The organism is Shinella zoogloeoides, assembly GCF_030733845.1.
Classification (GTDB): Bacteria; Pseudomonadota; Alphaproteobacteria; order Rhizobiales; family Rhizobiaceae; genus Shinella; species Shinella zoogloeoides_C.
The window spans coordinates 322,919-337,923 of sequence record NZ_CP132311.1 but is presented as its reverse complement, the minus strand read 5'-3'; the positions used below and the strand labels follow the sequence as shown (position 1 = coordinate 337,923).

Below are 15,005 nucleotides of genomic sequence, written 5' to 3'. Positions count from 1 at the left end.
GCTTGTCCGGTTTGCTATCTCAGGTTCTTGCTGACCACCGCCGCCATTTCGTCCGCAGCCTGGATGATCTTGGAGTTCATCTCGTAAGCGCGCTGGGCCGAGATCAGGTCGGTGATTTCCTTGACCGGATCGACGTTGGAGGCTTCGAGGTAGTTCTGCTGGATATAGGCAAAGCCCGCTTCGTCCGGCGCGCCGACATTGGCCGGGCCCGAAGCGGCGGTCTCGCGGTAGAGGTTTTCGCCGAGCGGCTCGAGACCCGCCTCGTTGACGAAGTTCGCCAGCGTGATCTGGCCGAGTTCCTGCTGCTGGCCGCCAACGGTGGCATAGACCTGGCCGGACTTGCTGACGGTGACTTCCGTCGCGTCGATCGGAACGTTGATGCCGGGGACGACGGTATAGCCGTCGAGCGTGACGAGCTGGCCCTCGGCATTGGTGTTGAAGGCGCCGGCGCGGGTATAGAGCGTGGAGCCGTCCGCCGCCTCGATCTGGAACCAGCCGCGGCCGATCAGCGCCATGTCGAAGGAATTGCCGGTAGAGACGAGGCCGCCCTGGAGGTGCAGGTTGCGCACGGCGGCGGTCTTGACGCCGAGGCCGATGATGGCACCTTCCGGCACCACGGCCTGGTTGGCGCGGTTCGGCACGCCGGCGGCGCGCTCGGTCTGGTAGAGCAGGTCCGAGAATTCGGCGCGGGCGCGCTTGAAGCCGGTCGTGTTGATGTTCGCGATGTTGTTCGCGATGACCTCAAGGTTGGTCTGCTGCGCGTTCATGCCGGTGGCGGCGATGGCAAGGGCTTTCATGTCCGGTCCTCAGATCTGCATTCTGGCGATTTCGAGATAGGCGGTGACGACCTTGTCGCGAATGGCGATGGCGGTCTGCAGCGTCTGCTCGGCGTTCATGACGGCGTCGACCACTTCGCGGGTCGTCGCCTTGCCCTGGATGGCCTCGAAGGACTTGGTTTCACCCAGCTTGACCGTATTGGCCATCTCGGTGGCCATGTCGCCCATCACCTGGGCGAAGGACATCTGGGTGCCGGTTCCCTGCGCGGCGGCAGCGGACACGGAATTGGAAGTGCCGGTCTCCACGCCGGTGAGGGCGCCGTTGGAGAAGAGGCCGTTTACGCCCTTGATGCTCTCGATCATTGCGATGCCCTCAGAAGGTCGATCGTCGCGCTGATCAGGTCGCGCGACTGCTTGATGCTCTGCAGGTTGGCTTCATAGGAGCGGTTGGCTTCGCGCATGTCGGCCATTTCGATCAGCACGTTGACGTTCGGCATCTTGACGAAGCCCTTCTCGTCGGCGGCCGGATTGCCGGGGTCGTATTCGGTCGAGAATTCGCCCTCGTCGACACCGAGGCGCTCGACTTCGACGAGCGAGGCATTGGTCGCGCGGTCGAGTTCGGCGGCGAAGGTCACGGTCTTGCGGCGGAAGGGGTCCGCGCCGGGCGTGTCGCCCGTCGAGCGGGCGTTCGCCAGGTTTTCCGAAACAATGCGAATGCGGGTGGACTGCGCCTCAAGTCCCGAGGCCGCGACTTTCATTGAAGCTACGAGCGGATCCATTTTTTACCTTCTGACTGTCATCAGCATCATGCGATGAAAGGCCTTTACGAGGCCGGCATTCAAGTCGAACTCACGCTTGACCTGGCCCTCCTTCATGAGTTCCTCGGCAAGGCCGACCGTGTTGCCGGATTCCTGCACGCCGATCTCTTCGGTGGGTGTGGTCTCGATGACGCGGCTTGCCATTTCGGTTTCGGTGAAATGGCCTCGCTGCGTCGCCGCCATGCGCATGCCCGTCGTTTCGAGCACGGACTGGAAGGGGGTCACGTCCTTCGCCTTGAACCCGGGGGTGTTGGCGTTGGCGATGTTGCCTGCAACCACGCTCTGGCGAATTGAGAGCCATTCGGCCTGCTTCGATGCCAGTTCAAACAGTTGTATCGGTTGCATGACAAGCTCCATCCTTGTTCACGGCGAACCTAGGGAGCGAATCTTGCGTCAGACTTGCACCGATGGCGGTGCATCGGCAAGTCCCTGAATTCCCGGAGAAATAAAGTGCTCAAGCTGCTCATGCGGCAGCGAGCCGCCGGCGGCACGCCACAAGGCGGGCGGGCCGAATCGAGGGCGGGCCGAGGCCCGCCGCACGTCAGTTGCGCTTGATGACCGTGCCGCTCGAGGTGACGATCACCCAGGCGCCGTCGCGCTGTTCGAGGGTCGCAAGGCGGCTGTTATCAGGCAGGATCGAGCCGACGCGAACGATATACATGCCGCGGGCATCCTCGATCAGCGCCCGGCCATTGGCCACATGCATCAGGCGGAAGCCGGAACTGGCCGGCAGCGGCTGGTCGAGGCCGGTTTCCACCGGCGCGCCGAGCTTCTTTTCCGCGCCGAGGCCCGACGTGGTGGCCGTGGCGACCGGATCGACGCTTTCGAGCGCCGGTTCGTTGTCGTCGTCGACCATGGCGGCGGGCGAAACGCTCACCACCTCCCTGCCCGCCGTTTCCGGTAGATCGCGGGTCGCGCCCTCCCAGAGGGTCGGCACCGAGAATTTTTCCGGGTTCAGGAAGACGTACCAGGGAAAGAAGGCCGCGCCGGCGGCAAGCATCACGCCGGCGCCGACAAGCACCTTGTCACCCAGGCTGTAGCGTCCCCGTTCCGGCCGCCTGAGCGGCTGGATGGTCTCGTCTGCGTCGAAATCCGTCACTGTCATCCCCTTCGCGTTGCCGGCGCGCCGCCCTGCGTGGCCGCATTGCGCAGTGCGATCGCAAGATCGGCGAAGGCATCGGCGGCAGGGTCCTCGCCTGGTGTCTGTTTCAGAACCTCATAGATGATCGGCACCTGCTTGATCGCCATGTCGAGGTCGGGATCGCCGCCGGGGCGATAGCCGCCGATGAGGCGCAGGTCCCGCGTTTCCTCGAAGCGGTGGACGAGCGATTTCAGCCGCGACACGAGTTTTTCCTGATCCGGCGTCCAGGCCTTGCGGGCAAGGCGCGAGATCGAGGCGAGCGGGTTGATCGGCGGATAGCGCCCCTCTTCCGCAAGGCTGCGCTCCATCACGATGTGGCCGTCGAGGATGCCGCGCGTCGAATCGGCGATCGGGTCGTTGTGGTTGTCGCCATCGACGAGAATCGAGATGATCGCCGTGATGGTGCCCGCCCCTTCCGCGCCCGGCCCTGCCCGCTCCAGAAGGCGCGGCAGTTCGGTGAAGACGGAGGCCGGATAGCCGCGGGCGATCGGCGGCTCACCCGACGCGGTCGCCACCTCGCGGATCGCATGGGCGAAACGCGTCACGCTGTCGATGATGAGCAGGACGTTGTCGCCCTGGTCGCGGTAGTGCTCGGCAATCGTCACGGCGGTCAGCGGCGCCATCTTGCGCAGCATCGGGCTCTCGTCGCTGGTCGCCACGACCGCGACGGACTTGGCGAGGTTGTCGCCCAGCGTATCCTCGATGAATTCGCGCACTTCGCGGCCGCGCTCGCCGACGAGGGCGATCACCACCTTGTCGAAGGCATCCGCCCGCGCCAGCATCGAGAGCAGCGTCGACTTGCCGACACCGGAGCCGGCGAAGATGCCGAGGCGCTGGCCGAGGCAGAGCGGGGCGAAGATATCGATGGCGCGCACGCCCGTGCTGAAGCCCTCCTCGATGCGTCGGCGCGTCATCGAGGGCGGGGCGGTGTTGGAAATGGACCGGCGCTCCTCGCCCTGGGCGAGCGGGCCGAGGCCGTCAATCGGCTCGCCGAGCGCGTTGATCGTGCGGCCGCACCAGGAGCCAGTCGGCGCGATGCGGAAGGCGCCCTTGCGGATGACCGTGTCGTGGATGCCGATCGGTTCGCCCGGCTCGATCGGGCAGACGACCACCGTCTCCTGCTCGACGCGCACGACCTCGCCGAGATGGATGCCGGTGGCGCTCTTGTGGGCCACGAACTCGCCGAGCCGCACATGCCGCGACAGGCCGCTGACCGTGTAGTTGCCGGCCGCGATCGTCTGGACATGGCCGCCATGGGTGACCGAGAATTCCGGCGAGGAATAGCGCCGCACCAGTCCTGCAAGGGCGTTCAGCATGCGCCCGCCTTCGGGAATGTGTCCTTCCATCATGCCTCCTGCCGATGCGCCCGCTTACCTTCCGCCGAAGGTACGGAGCGCTTCCTTCATCGATTCTTCGCTGTCGCGAATAAGCGCGGCGACGTTCTCGAAGGCGCGCGTGACCTGGATGAGCTGCGTCATCTCGCCGATGGCGTTGACGTTGGATTCTTCCACATAGCCCTGCACCACGCCGGCATCGACGCGGTCGACGATGGGCTGGGGCTGGAGGGCCGGAATGATGCCGCTGTTGCCGGCGCGCACGAAACCACCCGAAAGATCGGCCTCGAAAATGCCGAGCGCCGCCACCGGGCGGCCGTTCTGGTTGAGCTGGCCGTCGGCGCTGAGCAGGATCGGGCCCGCCGCCGCGTCGATCTGGATGGGACCGCCGCCCGCATCGAGGACAGGATAGCCGTTGAGCGTCACCAGTTCACCGGCATCCGTCAGCGTGAAGCGGCCGTCGCGGGTCAGCGTCGGGCCGGAAGGCGTCTCCACCTGGAACCAGGCGTCGCCCTTGATCGCAAAATCGAGCGTGCCGCCGGTCTCGGTGATGCCGCCGCTGCGCGTCGAGATGAACTCGTTGCCCTGCGAGACGAAGGCGACGTCGGCGTTCTTCTGGTCGCTGACGACCTGGTTGAACTTGACCTCCGTGGCGCGAAAGCCGACCGTCGTCGAGTTCGCCACATTGTCGGCAAGCGTGGTCATGCGGCGTTCGAGCGCAAGCTGGGACGAAAGCGATACATAGAGCCCGGTCTGCATCTCAGCGACCTCCGAGTTTCAGGTTGTTGATGGAAAGCAGCAGGTCCGTCGAAATGCCGGTGAGGCTCGACGGCTGGAAGGCGGTCAGCGGATCGTAGCTGCCGACGGGATTTTCGAGTTCCCACATCGCGGTGAAGCGCTCGAGGAACTTGCCGATCTTCGAGGGGTCCTTGAATTCCTCGATTTTCAGAATGTCCTCGTAATAGGCCGCCTGCCGGTCGATATCCGTGGCTGCGAATTCGGCCGGAAGCTGGAAGGCGGTGCGCACGACCTGCGCCAGCGCGTCGTCGGCGATGATGGAATAGCCCGACGTGATGGAAGGCGCCATGCGTTCGAAATAGAGCGCCAGGCGCACACCCGTATTGTCCTCGCCCGCGCCGATCTCCAGCGTCTGGCGGGCATATTTGTCGACGACGCCCTTCTGGGCGCGCTCGAAGGTGGTGGCAAGCTCGCCGTGCCGGGCGAAGTTCAGCGCTTCGGCCAGTTCCTTGTAGCGGGTATCGCTGAGCTGGTTGGCGAAGGCGTCCTTGTCGTCGATGCCTTCCGTCAGGACCTTGCGCATGAAGGCCTTGGCATAGGCCATGTCCTCCAGCCCGTGCGCCTTCATCGCATAGTTGTAGAGCCGGCTGTCGGCGAAGAACTCGTCGATCGACTTTATGCTGCCGATCCTGTCGAGGTAGTACTCCGTCTCGCGCTTGACGTCCGGCTGCTCCGAGACGCGCTTCAGCGACGTCGGGAGGTCGGAGGAAATCAGCTTGTAGCTCGTATAGGTGGTCGTCACGATAGGCCGCCGATCAGGTTCAAGAAGACATGAATGCCCGTTTTGAACCATGATCCTTGCGGGTTTTGCTTGTGCGAACCTGATCGGCGAACACGCCGCAAGGTACAGCTTCACGCAAGGCTGGAACCGTATTCCCGGAACGGTCAGAATTGTGTCGGGACACCTGCGCTCATGAACATCATTATCGGTCTCATCGTTACCGTCGGCTGCGTCTTGGGCGGCTTCATGGCCATGGGCGGGCATGTCGAAGTGCTCAACCAGCCGTTCGAACTCTTGATCATCGGCGGCGCCGGCGTCGGCGGCTTCATCGTGGCGAACACGATGAAGGTGATCAAGGAAACCGGCAAGGCGCTGGGCGAGGCCTTCAAGCACAAGGTGCCGAAGGAACGCGACTACCTCGACACGCTCGGCGTTCTCTACAGCCTGATGCGGGACCTGCGCACGAAATCGCGCAACGAGATCGAGGCGCATATCGACAATCCCGAGGAATCCCCGATCTTCCAGTCCGCGCCGACCGTGCTGAAGAACAAGGAACTGACCGCCTTCATCTGCGACTACGTCCGCCTCATCATCATCGGCAATGCCCGCAGCCACGAGATCGAGGCGTTGATGGACGAGGAGATCCAGACGATCACGCGCGACAAGATGAAGCCCTACCAGGCGCTCTCGACCATGGGCGACGCCTTCCCGGCCATCGGCATCATCGCGGCCGTTCTCGGCGTCATCAAGGCCATGGGCAAGATCAACGAGTCGCCCGAAGTGCTCGGCGGCCTGATCGGCTCGGCCCTCGTCGGCACCATGCTCGGCATCTTCCTGTCCTATTCGATCGTCACCCCCATCACCACCAACATCAAGGTGGTACGCGAGAAGCAGAACCGCCTCTATGTGATCGTCAAGCAGACGCTGCTCGCCTACATGAACGGCTCGGTTCCGCAGGTCGCGCTGGAATACGGCCGCAAGACCATCTCCTCCTATGAGCGCCCGTCGATCGACGCGGTGGAGCAAGAAATGATGAACCCCGGCGGCGGCGACACGAAGGCGGCCTGATAGATGAGCGCAGCGACCGTGACCTCCCTTCCCACTATGGACCCCGTCGTCCTGGCGCGCCTTACCGGCAAGCTCGGCGACCAGGCGACCATTTCCAGGCTCTGCGCCAGCCTCGGCGACGTCTTTTCCGAATTCCTGCCCGACATGCTGGAAAGCGAACTCGGCTTCGAGGTCGCCGTCTCCTATGCCGGCTTTACGACCGGGCGCTACGGCGCGCTCGTCTCCGGCCTCGGCGGCGCGATGGCCTGCTGCGATGCGTCGCTGCGCGACTGGTGCGAGCGCTTCACGCTGATTTGCGACAGCCCGATGATCATCACGCTCGTCGAGAACATGCTCGGCGCCGTCAGCGATTCGATCGAAGACCCGGAGGCGCGCCCGCTCTCCAAGATCGAGCTCGACGTCGCGGCGATGATGTTCGACCGCATTTCCAGCGTGCTGAAGACGGCCGTCAACGGCGCGAACGGCTTCGAGCCCTTCCTCGGCAGCGCACACAACGCGGAGACCCGCAAGCCTTCGGAAGACGGCAGCGACGAGGATTTCGTCGCCATGGTCAACATGGCCGTCGGCATCGGCCCGGTGCTCTCGACCTTCCATGTCGTCGTTCCGCAGGGCGTGCTGCTGAAGTCGACCATCGCGGCGCCCAAGCCGGCCAACACGCCGAAGACCCGCGTCGAATGGAGCGAGCAGCTCGGCGAGCAGGTGCGGCGCTCCAAGGTGACGCTGGAGGCGCGCATCCGCCTCGAATCCCAGACGCTCGACACGATCAGCCGGCTGCAGGCGGGCGACATCATCCCGTTCCACGAGGCAAGCGATGTGCGCGTGGAGGTGAATGCCAACGGCCGCGACCTCTATGTCTGCGAATTCGGCCGCTCGGGCGCCCGCTACACGGTTCGCGTCAAGGATACCTACGGCTCGGAGGAAGACCTTCTCCAGCACATCATCGGCTAGTTTTGCGCATGAAGCCTGCGGGGCGGCACGCCTCAGGCAAGTTTCAAATGGAATAGTGATCTTATGGCACCGAAGAAAACACCCATCGCTGACGACATCATGTCTTCCATCAATGCAGGCGACCAGGAACTGGAGCAGGCGATCGACGACCTGCGCGGCGTTCTTCAGAAGGATGCCGCAGGTTCCGCCGGCGCCGATCTCCCGGCGACGGTAGAGGACGACCCGCTTGCCGCCTTCGGCGGCGATTTCGGCACATCGGACTTCGGCGCCAGCGCGGCCACGTCGGATTTCGGCGCGGATGCCAGCTTCGGCGGCTCGGATTTTGGCGGCAGCGATTTCGGCGGCGGTAACGATTTTTCCGCCGATCTCGGCGAGGCCCCGCGTCCGGGCAGCGCCATGCAGTCCAACATGGACCTCATCATGGACATCCCGATCGATCTGCAGATCGTTCTGGGTTCCTCGCAGATGCAGGTCTCCAGCCTCATGAACCTCAGCGAAGGCGCCACCATCGCGCTCGACCGCCGCATCGGCGAGCCGGTCGAGGTCATGGTCAACGGCCGGATCATCGGCCGCGGCGAAATCACCGTTCTGGAAAACGACGACACCCGCTTCGGGGTCAAGCTCATCGAAGTAAAGAGTACACGCAAGATCTGATACCCGGTCGAGGGTTCAGGGGGATAATCCATGATGGATTTTGAGAATTTCGGCACATCCACGGCGGTCGGTACACCGCTTTCGCCGGTCGAGAAGGCAGCAGCCGTCCTTCTCGCCATGGGCAAGGGTGTGGCCGGCAAGCTGCTGAAATATTTCACCCAAAGCGAGCTCCAGGCGATCATCGCCGCCGCGCAGAACCTGCGCGCCATCCCGCCGCATGAACTGATCGACCTCATCAACGAGTTCGAAGACCTCTTCACCGAGGGCGCGGGCCTGATGGACAACGCCAAGATGATGGAAGGCATCCTCGAAGAGGGCCTGACGCCGGACGAAGTGGACGGCCTGCTCGGCCGCCGCGCCGCCTTCCAGGCCTTCGAGACGACGATCTGGGACCGCCTGCAGGATGCCGATCCGGTCTTCGTCGCAAAATTCCTGCTCAACGAGCACCCGCAGACCATCGCCTACATCCTGTCGATGATGCCGTCCTCCTTCGGCGCCAAGGTGCTGCTCGAAATTCCGGACGATCACCGCGCCGAGATCATCAACCGCACCGTCAACCTCAAGGACGCGAGCCCCAAGGCGACCGCCATCGTCGAGGCGCGCGTCATCGAGATGATCAATGCGCTGGATGCGGAGCGCAACTCGGTCGGTTCGAACAAGGTCGCCGATCTCATGAACGAGCTGGAGAAGTCGCAGGTCGACGAGATGCTCGCTTCGCTCGAAACGGTCTCGACCGAATCGGTCAAGAAGGTCCGCCCGAAGATCTTCCTCTTCGAGGACGTGCTCTACATGCCGCAGAGGAGCCGCGTGTCGCTTTTCAACGACGTCTCCGGCGACATCATCACCTCGGCGCTGCGTGGCGCCTCGATGGAATTGCGCGAATCGGTACTGTCCTCGATCGGCGCGCGCCAGCGCCGCATGATCGAATCGGACCTCGCCGCCGGCGACCAGGGCGTCAACCCGCGCGAGGTGGCGATAGCCCGCCGCTCGATCACGCAGGAAGCCATCCGCCTTGCCGCCGCCGGACAAATCCAGTTGAAGGAAAAGGAACAGGAAGCCCAGGCGGCCTGATCCTGCTTGACACGATCCCGCCGCGAGCGGAGCGTATTTACGGCCCGAATCTCCAGACATGGGGTTCGGGCCGTTTGTTTTTGGCCCGCTGCGGATGGCCGGGGAGCGCGACGTGTCGGACGAAGACAAGGACAGCAAAACAGAGCTTCCGACCGAGAAGAAGCTCAGTGACGCGATGGAAAAAGGCAATACGCCCTTCTCGCGCGAAATCACCATCTTCGCCTCGACGCTGGCGATCTACGTCTACCTCGTCTTCTTCATGCCTGACGGCATCGCCCGCATGAACGAGACGCTGCGCGACTTCTTCGAGCAGCCGGAAGCCTGGAACCTGAAGACGGGCACGGACGTCATCGCGATCTTCCGCCATCTCGGCTGGGAGGCCGGCGCATTGCTGCTGCCGATCCTCGCGATGATGATGGTCTTCGGCATCGCTTCCTCGGTTTTCCAGAACATGCCGAGCCCGGTGATGGAGCGCGTGCGCCCGCAGCTCAGCCGGCTGAGCCCGGTGAAGGGCCTCGGACGCCTGTTCGGCAAGCCCGGCCTCGTCGAATTCGGCAAGTCGCTGATCAAGATCGTGCTCGTGTCGCTCGTCGTGGCGCTCGCCATGCGCACAAACTACTTCGCCTCGCTGGACACCATGTTCTCCGAGCCCGCCGCGCTGATCTACATGATGACGTCCGATGTCACCAAAGTCCTGCTGATCGTCCTCTTCGCCACCGCCATCATCGCCGCGCTCGACTTCGCCTGGACCCGCCATCACTGGTTCTCCGAACTGATGATGACGAAGCAGGAGGTGAAGGAGGAAATGAAGCAGGCGCAGGGCGATCCGATCGTGAAGGCGCGCATGCGCTCGATCCAGCGCGATCGCATCCGCCGCCGCATGATGACCGCCGTACCGCGCGCCACCCTCGTCATCGCCAACCCGACCCACTTCGCCGTCGCGCTGCGCTATGTGCGCGAGGAAGGCGATGCGCCGGTCGTCGTCGCCAAGGGCCAGGACCTCGTCGCGCTCAAGATTCGCGAGATCGCGGAGGAGAACGGAATTCCCGTCTTCGAGGATCCGCCGCTCGCACGCTCAATGTTTGCGCAAGTCTCGGTAGATAGTGTCATTCCACCGGTGTTCTACAAAGCCGTGGCGGAGCTGATTCACCGGGTTTATGCAGCCTCGCCCCAGACCAGACGGGTAAACTAGATCCGATGAGAAAATGCACCTTTTCCGCAGAGCGCGAGAAGATTGTTGCCGAAGCAATCTGCCCGGTCGCCACTGAGCTCAGACTGCTCGATGCCGCCGATCTCGTCTCGTTGTTGCGTTTCGAGTGCTACGGCAACCTCGCCGACCTGGTCTCCTCGGCGGCCGAGCTCTACTTCCTGCCGGGCACCGTCAATTTCGGCGCCGGCGGCGACTATCGTCTCGATTGGGACACCGAGCCGGAAGTGACGCTCGACATGGAAATCCGCCCGCAGGGCGTGACGGTCTATGCGCGGCTCATGCTCCAGAAGGACAAGGCGGGCGTGGAGGTCACCCATGTCGCCTTCAACGACCCGTCCGCCGATCCCGACGACAATACCGCCTTCCTGCGCAAGAGCCTGGCGGAAGCGCGTTACGTCAAATCCGACGCGCCGTCACAGCACGCGCACTGACGAACCGTACAGCAAGGACGGCCGTGCACGACACGGCCGTTTTCTGTCAGGTGATGTAGCCGAGGCGGATGGCCTTGGCGATCGCCTGGATACGGTTCACCGCGTCCAGCTTCGTCGTCGCGGTGCCGAGATAGGCGTTCACCGTGTGCACGGAAAGGCCCATCTTCTCGGCGATCGCCTCCGAGATGCAGCCGTCGCCGGCCATCTGGAGGCAGGCGATCTCACGTTCGCTGAGCGCTTCGGAAGGCCCGAGCTTGCGCTCCTCGCCGGCCAGCATGTCGATCAGCACCTGGCAGCTCTTCATGTGCATGTCGATGATGAGATCGCTGGAAGGTGCGATGAAGACGCCCATGAAGAGGACGTAGCCATTGCCGTGCGCGCCGAGACGGACCGGGAAGGCCGTGCCGGACCAGGGCAGGAGACGGGGCGGAAGGCGCGTGGTGAAGGGTTCGGCGCCCGAGGCGGCAAACTGGTTGTCACCCGCCCCTTCCCAGATGAGCGGCAGCATGGAGGCTTCGAGATGGGCGAGCATCGCCGGGCCGTAGGCTTCGAGAAGCACCCGGCCGTTCTCTTCGACATCATTCGCCCAGTTGTGCAGCGATAGCGTCAGCTTGCGGGCCGATGGCAGGCCGTGGCCGGAGACGCGCAGCACCGCGAAATGCTCGGCGCCGACGACCGTCTGCATCACCTGCAGGCGGGAGACGAAGTCCGCCGCCCGCGCCGCCTTCGGCGGCCGCGCCAGCCGGATTTCCGGTTCCATCGCGACGGGGGCGGAAAGCTGGATACCCATGGCAGTCCTCCTCAAACCAGGCTGTTGCGAACGGCCCAGGCGATCGCTTCCGACCGCGTCTTGGTCGCGGTCTTGCGCATCACGCTGGTGATGTAGTTGTTGATCGTGTTGCGCGAGATGCCGAGGATGACGGCGATCTCGTCGCTCGTCTTGCCTTCGGCGATCCAGTACAGGCACTCGATCTCGCGTTCGGTCAGTTCCAACTCGCGATCCTGCCGAAGGATCGCGCCCTGGCAGCAGACGCTGGCGAAGTAGCCGGTCATGACGCCGACATCGCGCAACTTGCTCTGGGACAGGATGAAATGCTCCGGAAAGAGGAGCAGCAGCGACATGCGGACCCGGCCGACATGGAAGGCGATGAGGCAATATTCGCGGCTGATGCCCTTGGGAACGGCCACGTCGTCCGCCAGATGGCTGAAGCTCGGCTTCAGCAGCGTCAGGCACTTTTCAAGTTCGCTCATGCGGGACTGGGAAGCAACGATGGCGCCGGCAATGCCGCGCACCATGTTGAAGGGCCAGTCGGATGCGACCACGATCTCAAGGCTTGCCTCAGGCGAGACATCGTGGCGGACGAGAAGATAATGGGAAGCGCTGACATAATCGGTCAGCGCCCTCAGGCCCGTGGACAGGCCGGCGCGATCCGCACAGCGTCCCAGGTGTTGAACCAGAAGTTCACGCGTACTCTTACGCTCACCCGACTCGGCTGAGAATCCATAGGACTCCCAGGCCGAGACATCCGACCGGATCGTTTCCATGATAGCCCCCTGTTCCGATTCCGAACGGAAATTCACGCTTCCTTCCCGCCGGTGTCCGGAACCATCCGAGCACCTTCCAGTCAGGCCGCATCTGCGAGAATCACCAAGCGAATCAGTGACTAAAGTGTACATCGCCCATCGCTAAAAACCATCGCCATCTTCTCGGGATTTACTTTTGACGGCAACTGTGAGTCGCTTTGCGAACACTGATTTGCTTGCTGCCATCTGGCGATAGCCGTCCGGGTAAATATTTGTTAACCATACAGTATTTGCGATGTCGCGGCGGCATCCGAAACAAAAGGCAGCGCTAATTCGAGCGAAAATTGCGGTGCCGGCCGGTATCCTGCAACTGGTGTGACGATAAAATATTTTCACCGATCACGCGGCCGTGAAGCGAACGGTGATCATGCCGCCCCCGAATACGACGGAATTGCTACAAACGGGTCGAACCAGCGTTGCCGAAAAGCGACAGGCGCGGGGCAAAAAACGGCGTGGCGGCTTTTCCTGCGCAAACGAAAACGCGGCCGTTTCCGGCCGCGTCGCTGTCTTTTCCTTCGGGGGCAGCCGTCAGGCGGCTTCCTTCTCCGCGGACCACTTGCGCAGGATCTTGGCGGCGCGCTCTTCGCTGATCTCGACCATGCGGCTGAGGCGGCGCTCCGGACCTTCCTTGACGCGGCGGTTGAAGGTGCCCTCCCCGTCATCGCCCGCATTGAGCAGGTCGTCGGTGCTGTCGAAGCCGAAGTCCGCGCCGAAGCCGTCCATGAGGGTGGCGCCGGGACCGCCGATACCGGCGGCCGGAGAGAAGTCGGGAAGCTCGAGACCGGCTGCATCGCTTTCCAGCGCGCCGGCGGAAGCACCGCCGCCGGTGACCGAGCGGACCGCCGGGCGCAGGCCGAACCAGACCACGAGGAATGCGACGCCGACGAAGGCAAGCGCATTGATGATGCCGCCGAGGTTGCGCGTCAGCACTTCCGTCACGCCCGGGCCCGGCACCGCTTCGTCGAGCAGCTGGTGGTCGAGGAATTCCATGGCAGTGATCGTGACGACGTCGCCGCGGTCGCTGTTGAGGCCGGCGGCCGAGGAGACGATCTTCTGCATGTCGGCGATGTAGGCGTCGATCTTCGCCTGTTCGACCGGCTCGCCGACCATGGTGGCGACGCGCGCCCGGTTCACGACGACCGCGACGGACAGTTTCTCGACGGCGACGCCGTTGCGGACGGTGGCGACCGTCTTGCTGTTGATCTCGTAGTTGGTCTGCTCTTCCTTCTTGTCCGCCTCGTCGCTCGACTGCGGCCCGTCGCCGTTGCCCTCCGGGCCGCCCTGCGGAATGTTCTGCTCGACAGTCGCCGCCTTGTTCGATGCCTGCTGGCTGGACTTCTGGCTTTCGCGCGTCACGCGGACGGAGCGCTCCACGCGCGATTCCGGATCGTAGACCGTCTCCTGGATCTGCTGCGTATCGGTGTTGAGCGATGCGGTGACGCTGGCGCGGAAATTGTCCATGCCGAGGAAGGGCGCGAGCGCCTTTTCGATATTACGCTCGATTTCGCTCTGGACGGTCTGGACCGCCGTCAGCGAACGGTTGACCGCACCGTTCTCCGGGTCGTCGCCGGAGGCAAGGAGCTGGCCGGCCGAATCGAGGATGGTCACCCCGTCCACTTCCAGGCCCGGGACAGAGGCGGCGACGAGATGGCGGATGGCGGCGGCCGATTCGCGGCCGGCCTGCGCGCTGGCGCGGATCATGACCGAGGCGGTCGGCACCTGGTCGGCCTTGCGGAAATTGCCACGCTCCGGCATCACGATATGGACGCGGGCGGCGGCGATGCCGCTGATCTGCTGGATCGTGCGGGCGATTTCGCCTTCGAGGGCCCGAATGCGCGTGACTTCCTGCATGAAGGAGGTGAGGCCGAGCGAGCCGACCTTGTCGAAAAGCTCGTAGCCGGAATTGGCGCTGCTCGGCAGGCCGCGTTCGGCGAGATAGAGCCGCGCCTTGCCAGTCTGGCCCACCGGGACCGCGATGCTTGCGCCGTCGGTTCCGGTGTTGAAATCGATGTTGGCCTCGGCGAGTGCCAGGCTTATCTGGTTCGCGTCGGTCTTCTCCAGGCCGACATAGAGCGTCTCGTAGGCGGGCTTGTTCACCAATATCCCGGCGGCGAGCACGAGACCGATCGAAACGACGGCGGCTCCCGCCAGCATCGCAAGTTTCGCCTGTCCCAGCGAAGCCAGGTTCCTGTAGACTTTCGTCAGCTGTTCCAACAGATTCATTCTGTTCCCGCACGGACTAGTCGCCTGGACTCCGGCCTACCATGCCGGCGCGATCAGACGCATTTTCAATCTCGTGGGACGATGCCGGCACATTTCCGCACGCGCCGGCCTGCCCCATGGAATACGCGGACCTAACTGATCCGGCCTGGAAACTAGACCGCGAAACTTGCGCGAGCATGTCGTTGCCGCGCGTGCGAAAAGGGGTAGAGAAATGCAAAACGGCGCCTT

At 63.7% G+C, this 15,005-nt stretch carries 17 protein-coding genes; 6 read left to right on the top strand and 11 right to left on the bottom strand.

Annotated elements, in window-relative coordinates:
- Window positions 1–14 precede the first annotated feature (14 nt).
- The 8 genes from flgG to Q9316_RS02605 all read right to left on the bottom strand — a co-directional run bounded on the left by flgG (window position 15) and on the right by Q9316_RS02605 (window position 5,609).
- A complete protein-coding gene (flgG, locus tag Q9316_RS02640) occupies window positions 15–797 on the bottom strand; it encodes a flagellar basal-body rod protein FlgG (protein WP_306033711.1) in 783 nt (260 codons plus the stop codon).
- Between the two features lie 9 nt (window positions 798–806).
- On the bottom strand, window positions 807–1,139 hold the full coding sequence (locus tag Q9316_RS02635; protein ID WP_306033710.1) for a flagellar hook-basal body complex protein FliE: 333 nt from the start codon (window positions 1,137–1,139) through the stop codon (window positions 807–809).
- Window positions 1,136–1,555, bottom strand: coding sequence for a flagellar basal body rod protein FlgC (gene flgC / locus Q9316_RS02630; protein WP_306033709.1), 420 nt, complete (start codon window positions 1,553–1,555; stop codon window positions 1,136–1,138). Before flgC ends, Q9316_RS02635 begins: the two co-directional genes overlap by 4 nt.
- Window positions 1,556–1,558: 3 nt before the next feature.
- Window positions 1,559–1,939 carry a flagellar basal body rod protein FlgB gene (flgB, locus tag Q9316_RS02625; RefSeq protein WP_306033708.1) on the bottom strand — a complete coding sequence of 127 codons (381 nt, stop codon included), beginning with the start codon at window positions 1,937–1,939 and terminating at the stop codon, window positions 1,559–1,561.
- Window positions 1,940–2,135: 196 nt separating this feature from the next.
- The gene (locus Q9316_RS02620; RefSeq protein ID WP_306033707.1) at window positions 2,136–2,699 is read right to left on the bottom strand and encodes a flagellar protein; all 564 of its coding nucleotides are present in this window, start codon (window positions 2,697–2,699) and stop codon (window positions 2,136–2,138) included.
- The gene (gene fliI / locus Q9316_RS02615) at window positions 2,696–4,084 is read right to left on the bottom strand and encodes a flagellar protein export ATPase FliI (RefSeq protein ID WP_306033706.1); all 1,389 of its coding nucleotides are present in this window, start codon (window positions 4,082–4,084) and stop codon (window positions 2,696–2,698) included. Before fliI ends, Q9316_RS02620 begins: the two co-directional genes overlap by 4 nt.
- Before the next feature lie 21 nt (window positions 4,085–4,105).
- The gene (flgF, locus tag Q9316_RS02610; protein WP_306033705.1) at window positions 4,106–4,828 is read right to left on the bottom strand and encodes a flagellar basal-body rod protein FlgF; all 723 of its coding nucleotides are present in this window, start codon (window positions 4,826–4,828) and stop codon (window positions 4,106–4,108) included.
- A gap of 1 nt (window position 4,829) precedes the next feature.
- Window positions 4,830–5,609, bottom strand: coding sequence for a DUF1217 domain-containing protein (locus Q9316_RS02605; protein WP_306033704.1), 780 nt, complete (start codon window positions 5,607–5,609; stop codon window positions 4,830–4,832).
- A gap of 171 nt (window positions 5,610–5,780) precedes the next feature.
- Here Q9316_RS02605 and motA point away from each other — a divergent pair, with 171 nt between their 5' ends.
- From motA to Q9316_RS02575, 6 genes are all read left to right on the top strand, one after another.
- Window positions 5,781–6,656, top strand: a complete 876-nt coding sequence (motA, locus tag Q9316_RS02600) for a flagellar motor stator protein MotA (protein ID WP_306033703.1) — start codon at window positions 5,781–5,783, stop codon at window positions 6,654–6,656.
- A 3-nt stretch (window positions 6,657–6,659) separates the two neighbouring features.
- Window positions 6,660–7,604, top strand: a complete 945-nt coding sequence (locus tag Q9316_RS02595) for a FliM/FliN family flagellar motor switch protein (RefSeq protein ID WP_306033702.1) — start codon at window positions 6,660–6,662, stop codon at window positions 7,602–7,604.
- A 63-nt stretch (window positions 7,605–7,667) separates the two neighbouring features.
- Entirely contained in the window at window positions 7,668–8,258 is a 591-nt protein-coding gene (gene fliN, locus Q9316_RS02590; protein ID WP_306033701.1) for a flagellar motor switch protein FliN, read from the top strand.
- Window positions 8,259–8,288: 30 nt separating this feature from the next.
- The gene (fliG, locus tag Q9316_RS02585) at window positions 8,289–9,329 is read left to right on the top strand and encodes a flagellar motor switch protein FliG (RefSeq protein WP_306033700.1); all 1,041 of its coding nucleotides are present in this window, start codon (window positions 8,289–8,291) and stop codon (window positions 9,327–9,329) included.
- Between the two features lie 94 nt (window positions 9,330–9,423).
- Complete coding sequence (gene flhB, locus Q9316_RS02580; RefSeq protein ID WP_306033699.1) at window positions 9,424–10,521, top strand: flagellar biosynthesis protein FlhB; 1,098 nt, start codon at window positions 9,424–9,426, stop codon at window positions 10,519–10,521.
- A gap of 5 nt (window positions 10,522–10,526) precedes the next feature.
- Complete coding sequence (locus Q9316_RS02575; RefSeq protein ID WP_306033698.1) at window positions 10,527–10,970, top strand: hypothetical protein; 444 nt, start codon at window positions 10,527–10,529, stop codon at window positions 10,968–10,970.
- Window positions 10,971–11,016: 46 nt separating this feature from the next.
- Here the strand turns inward: Q9316_RS02575 and visR are convergent, their stop codons facing one another.
- From visR to fliF, 3 genes are all read right to left on the bottom strand, one after another.
- The gene (gene visR / locus Q9316_RS02570; RefSeq protein ID WP_371877946.1) at window positions 11,017–11,760 is read right to left on the bottom strand and encodes a transcriptional regulator VisR; all 744 of its coding nucleotides are present in this window, start codon (window positions 11,758–11,760) and stop codon (window positions 11,017–11,019) included.
- A gap of 11 nt (window positions 11,761–11,771) precedes the next feature.
- Window positions 11,772–12,515, bottom strand: coding sequence for a transcriptional regulator VisN (gene visN / locus Q9316_RS02565; RefSeq protein ID WP_306033697.1), 744 nt, complete (start codon window positions 12,513–12,515; stop codon window positions 11,772–11,774).
- 567 nt (window positions 12,516–13,082) lie between these two features.
- Window positions 13,083–14,777, bottom strand: a complete 1,695-nt coding sequence (fliF, locus tag Q9316_RS02560; RefSeq protein WP_306033696.1) for a flagellar basal-body MS-ring/collar protein FliF — start codon at window positions 14,775–14,777, stop codon at window positions 13,083–13,085.
- Between the last annotated feature and the right edge of the window lie 228 nt (window positions 14,778–15,005).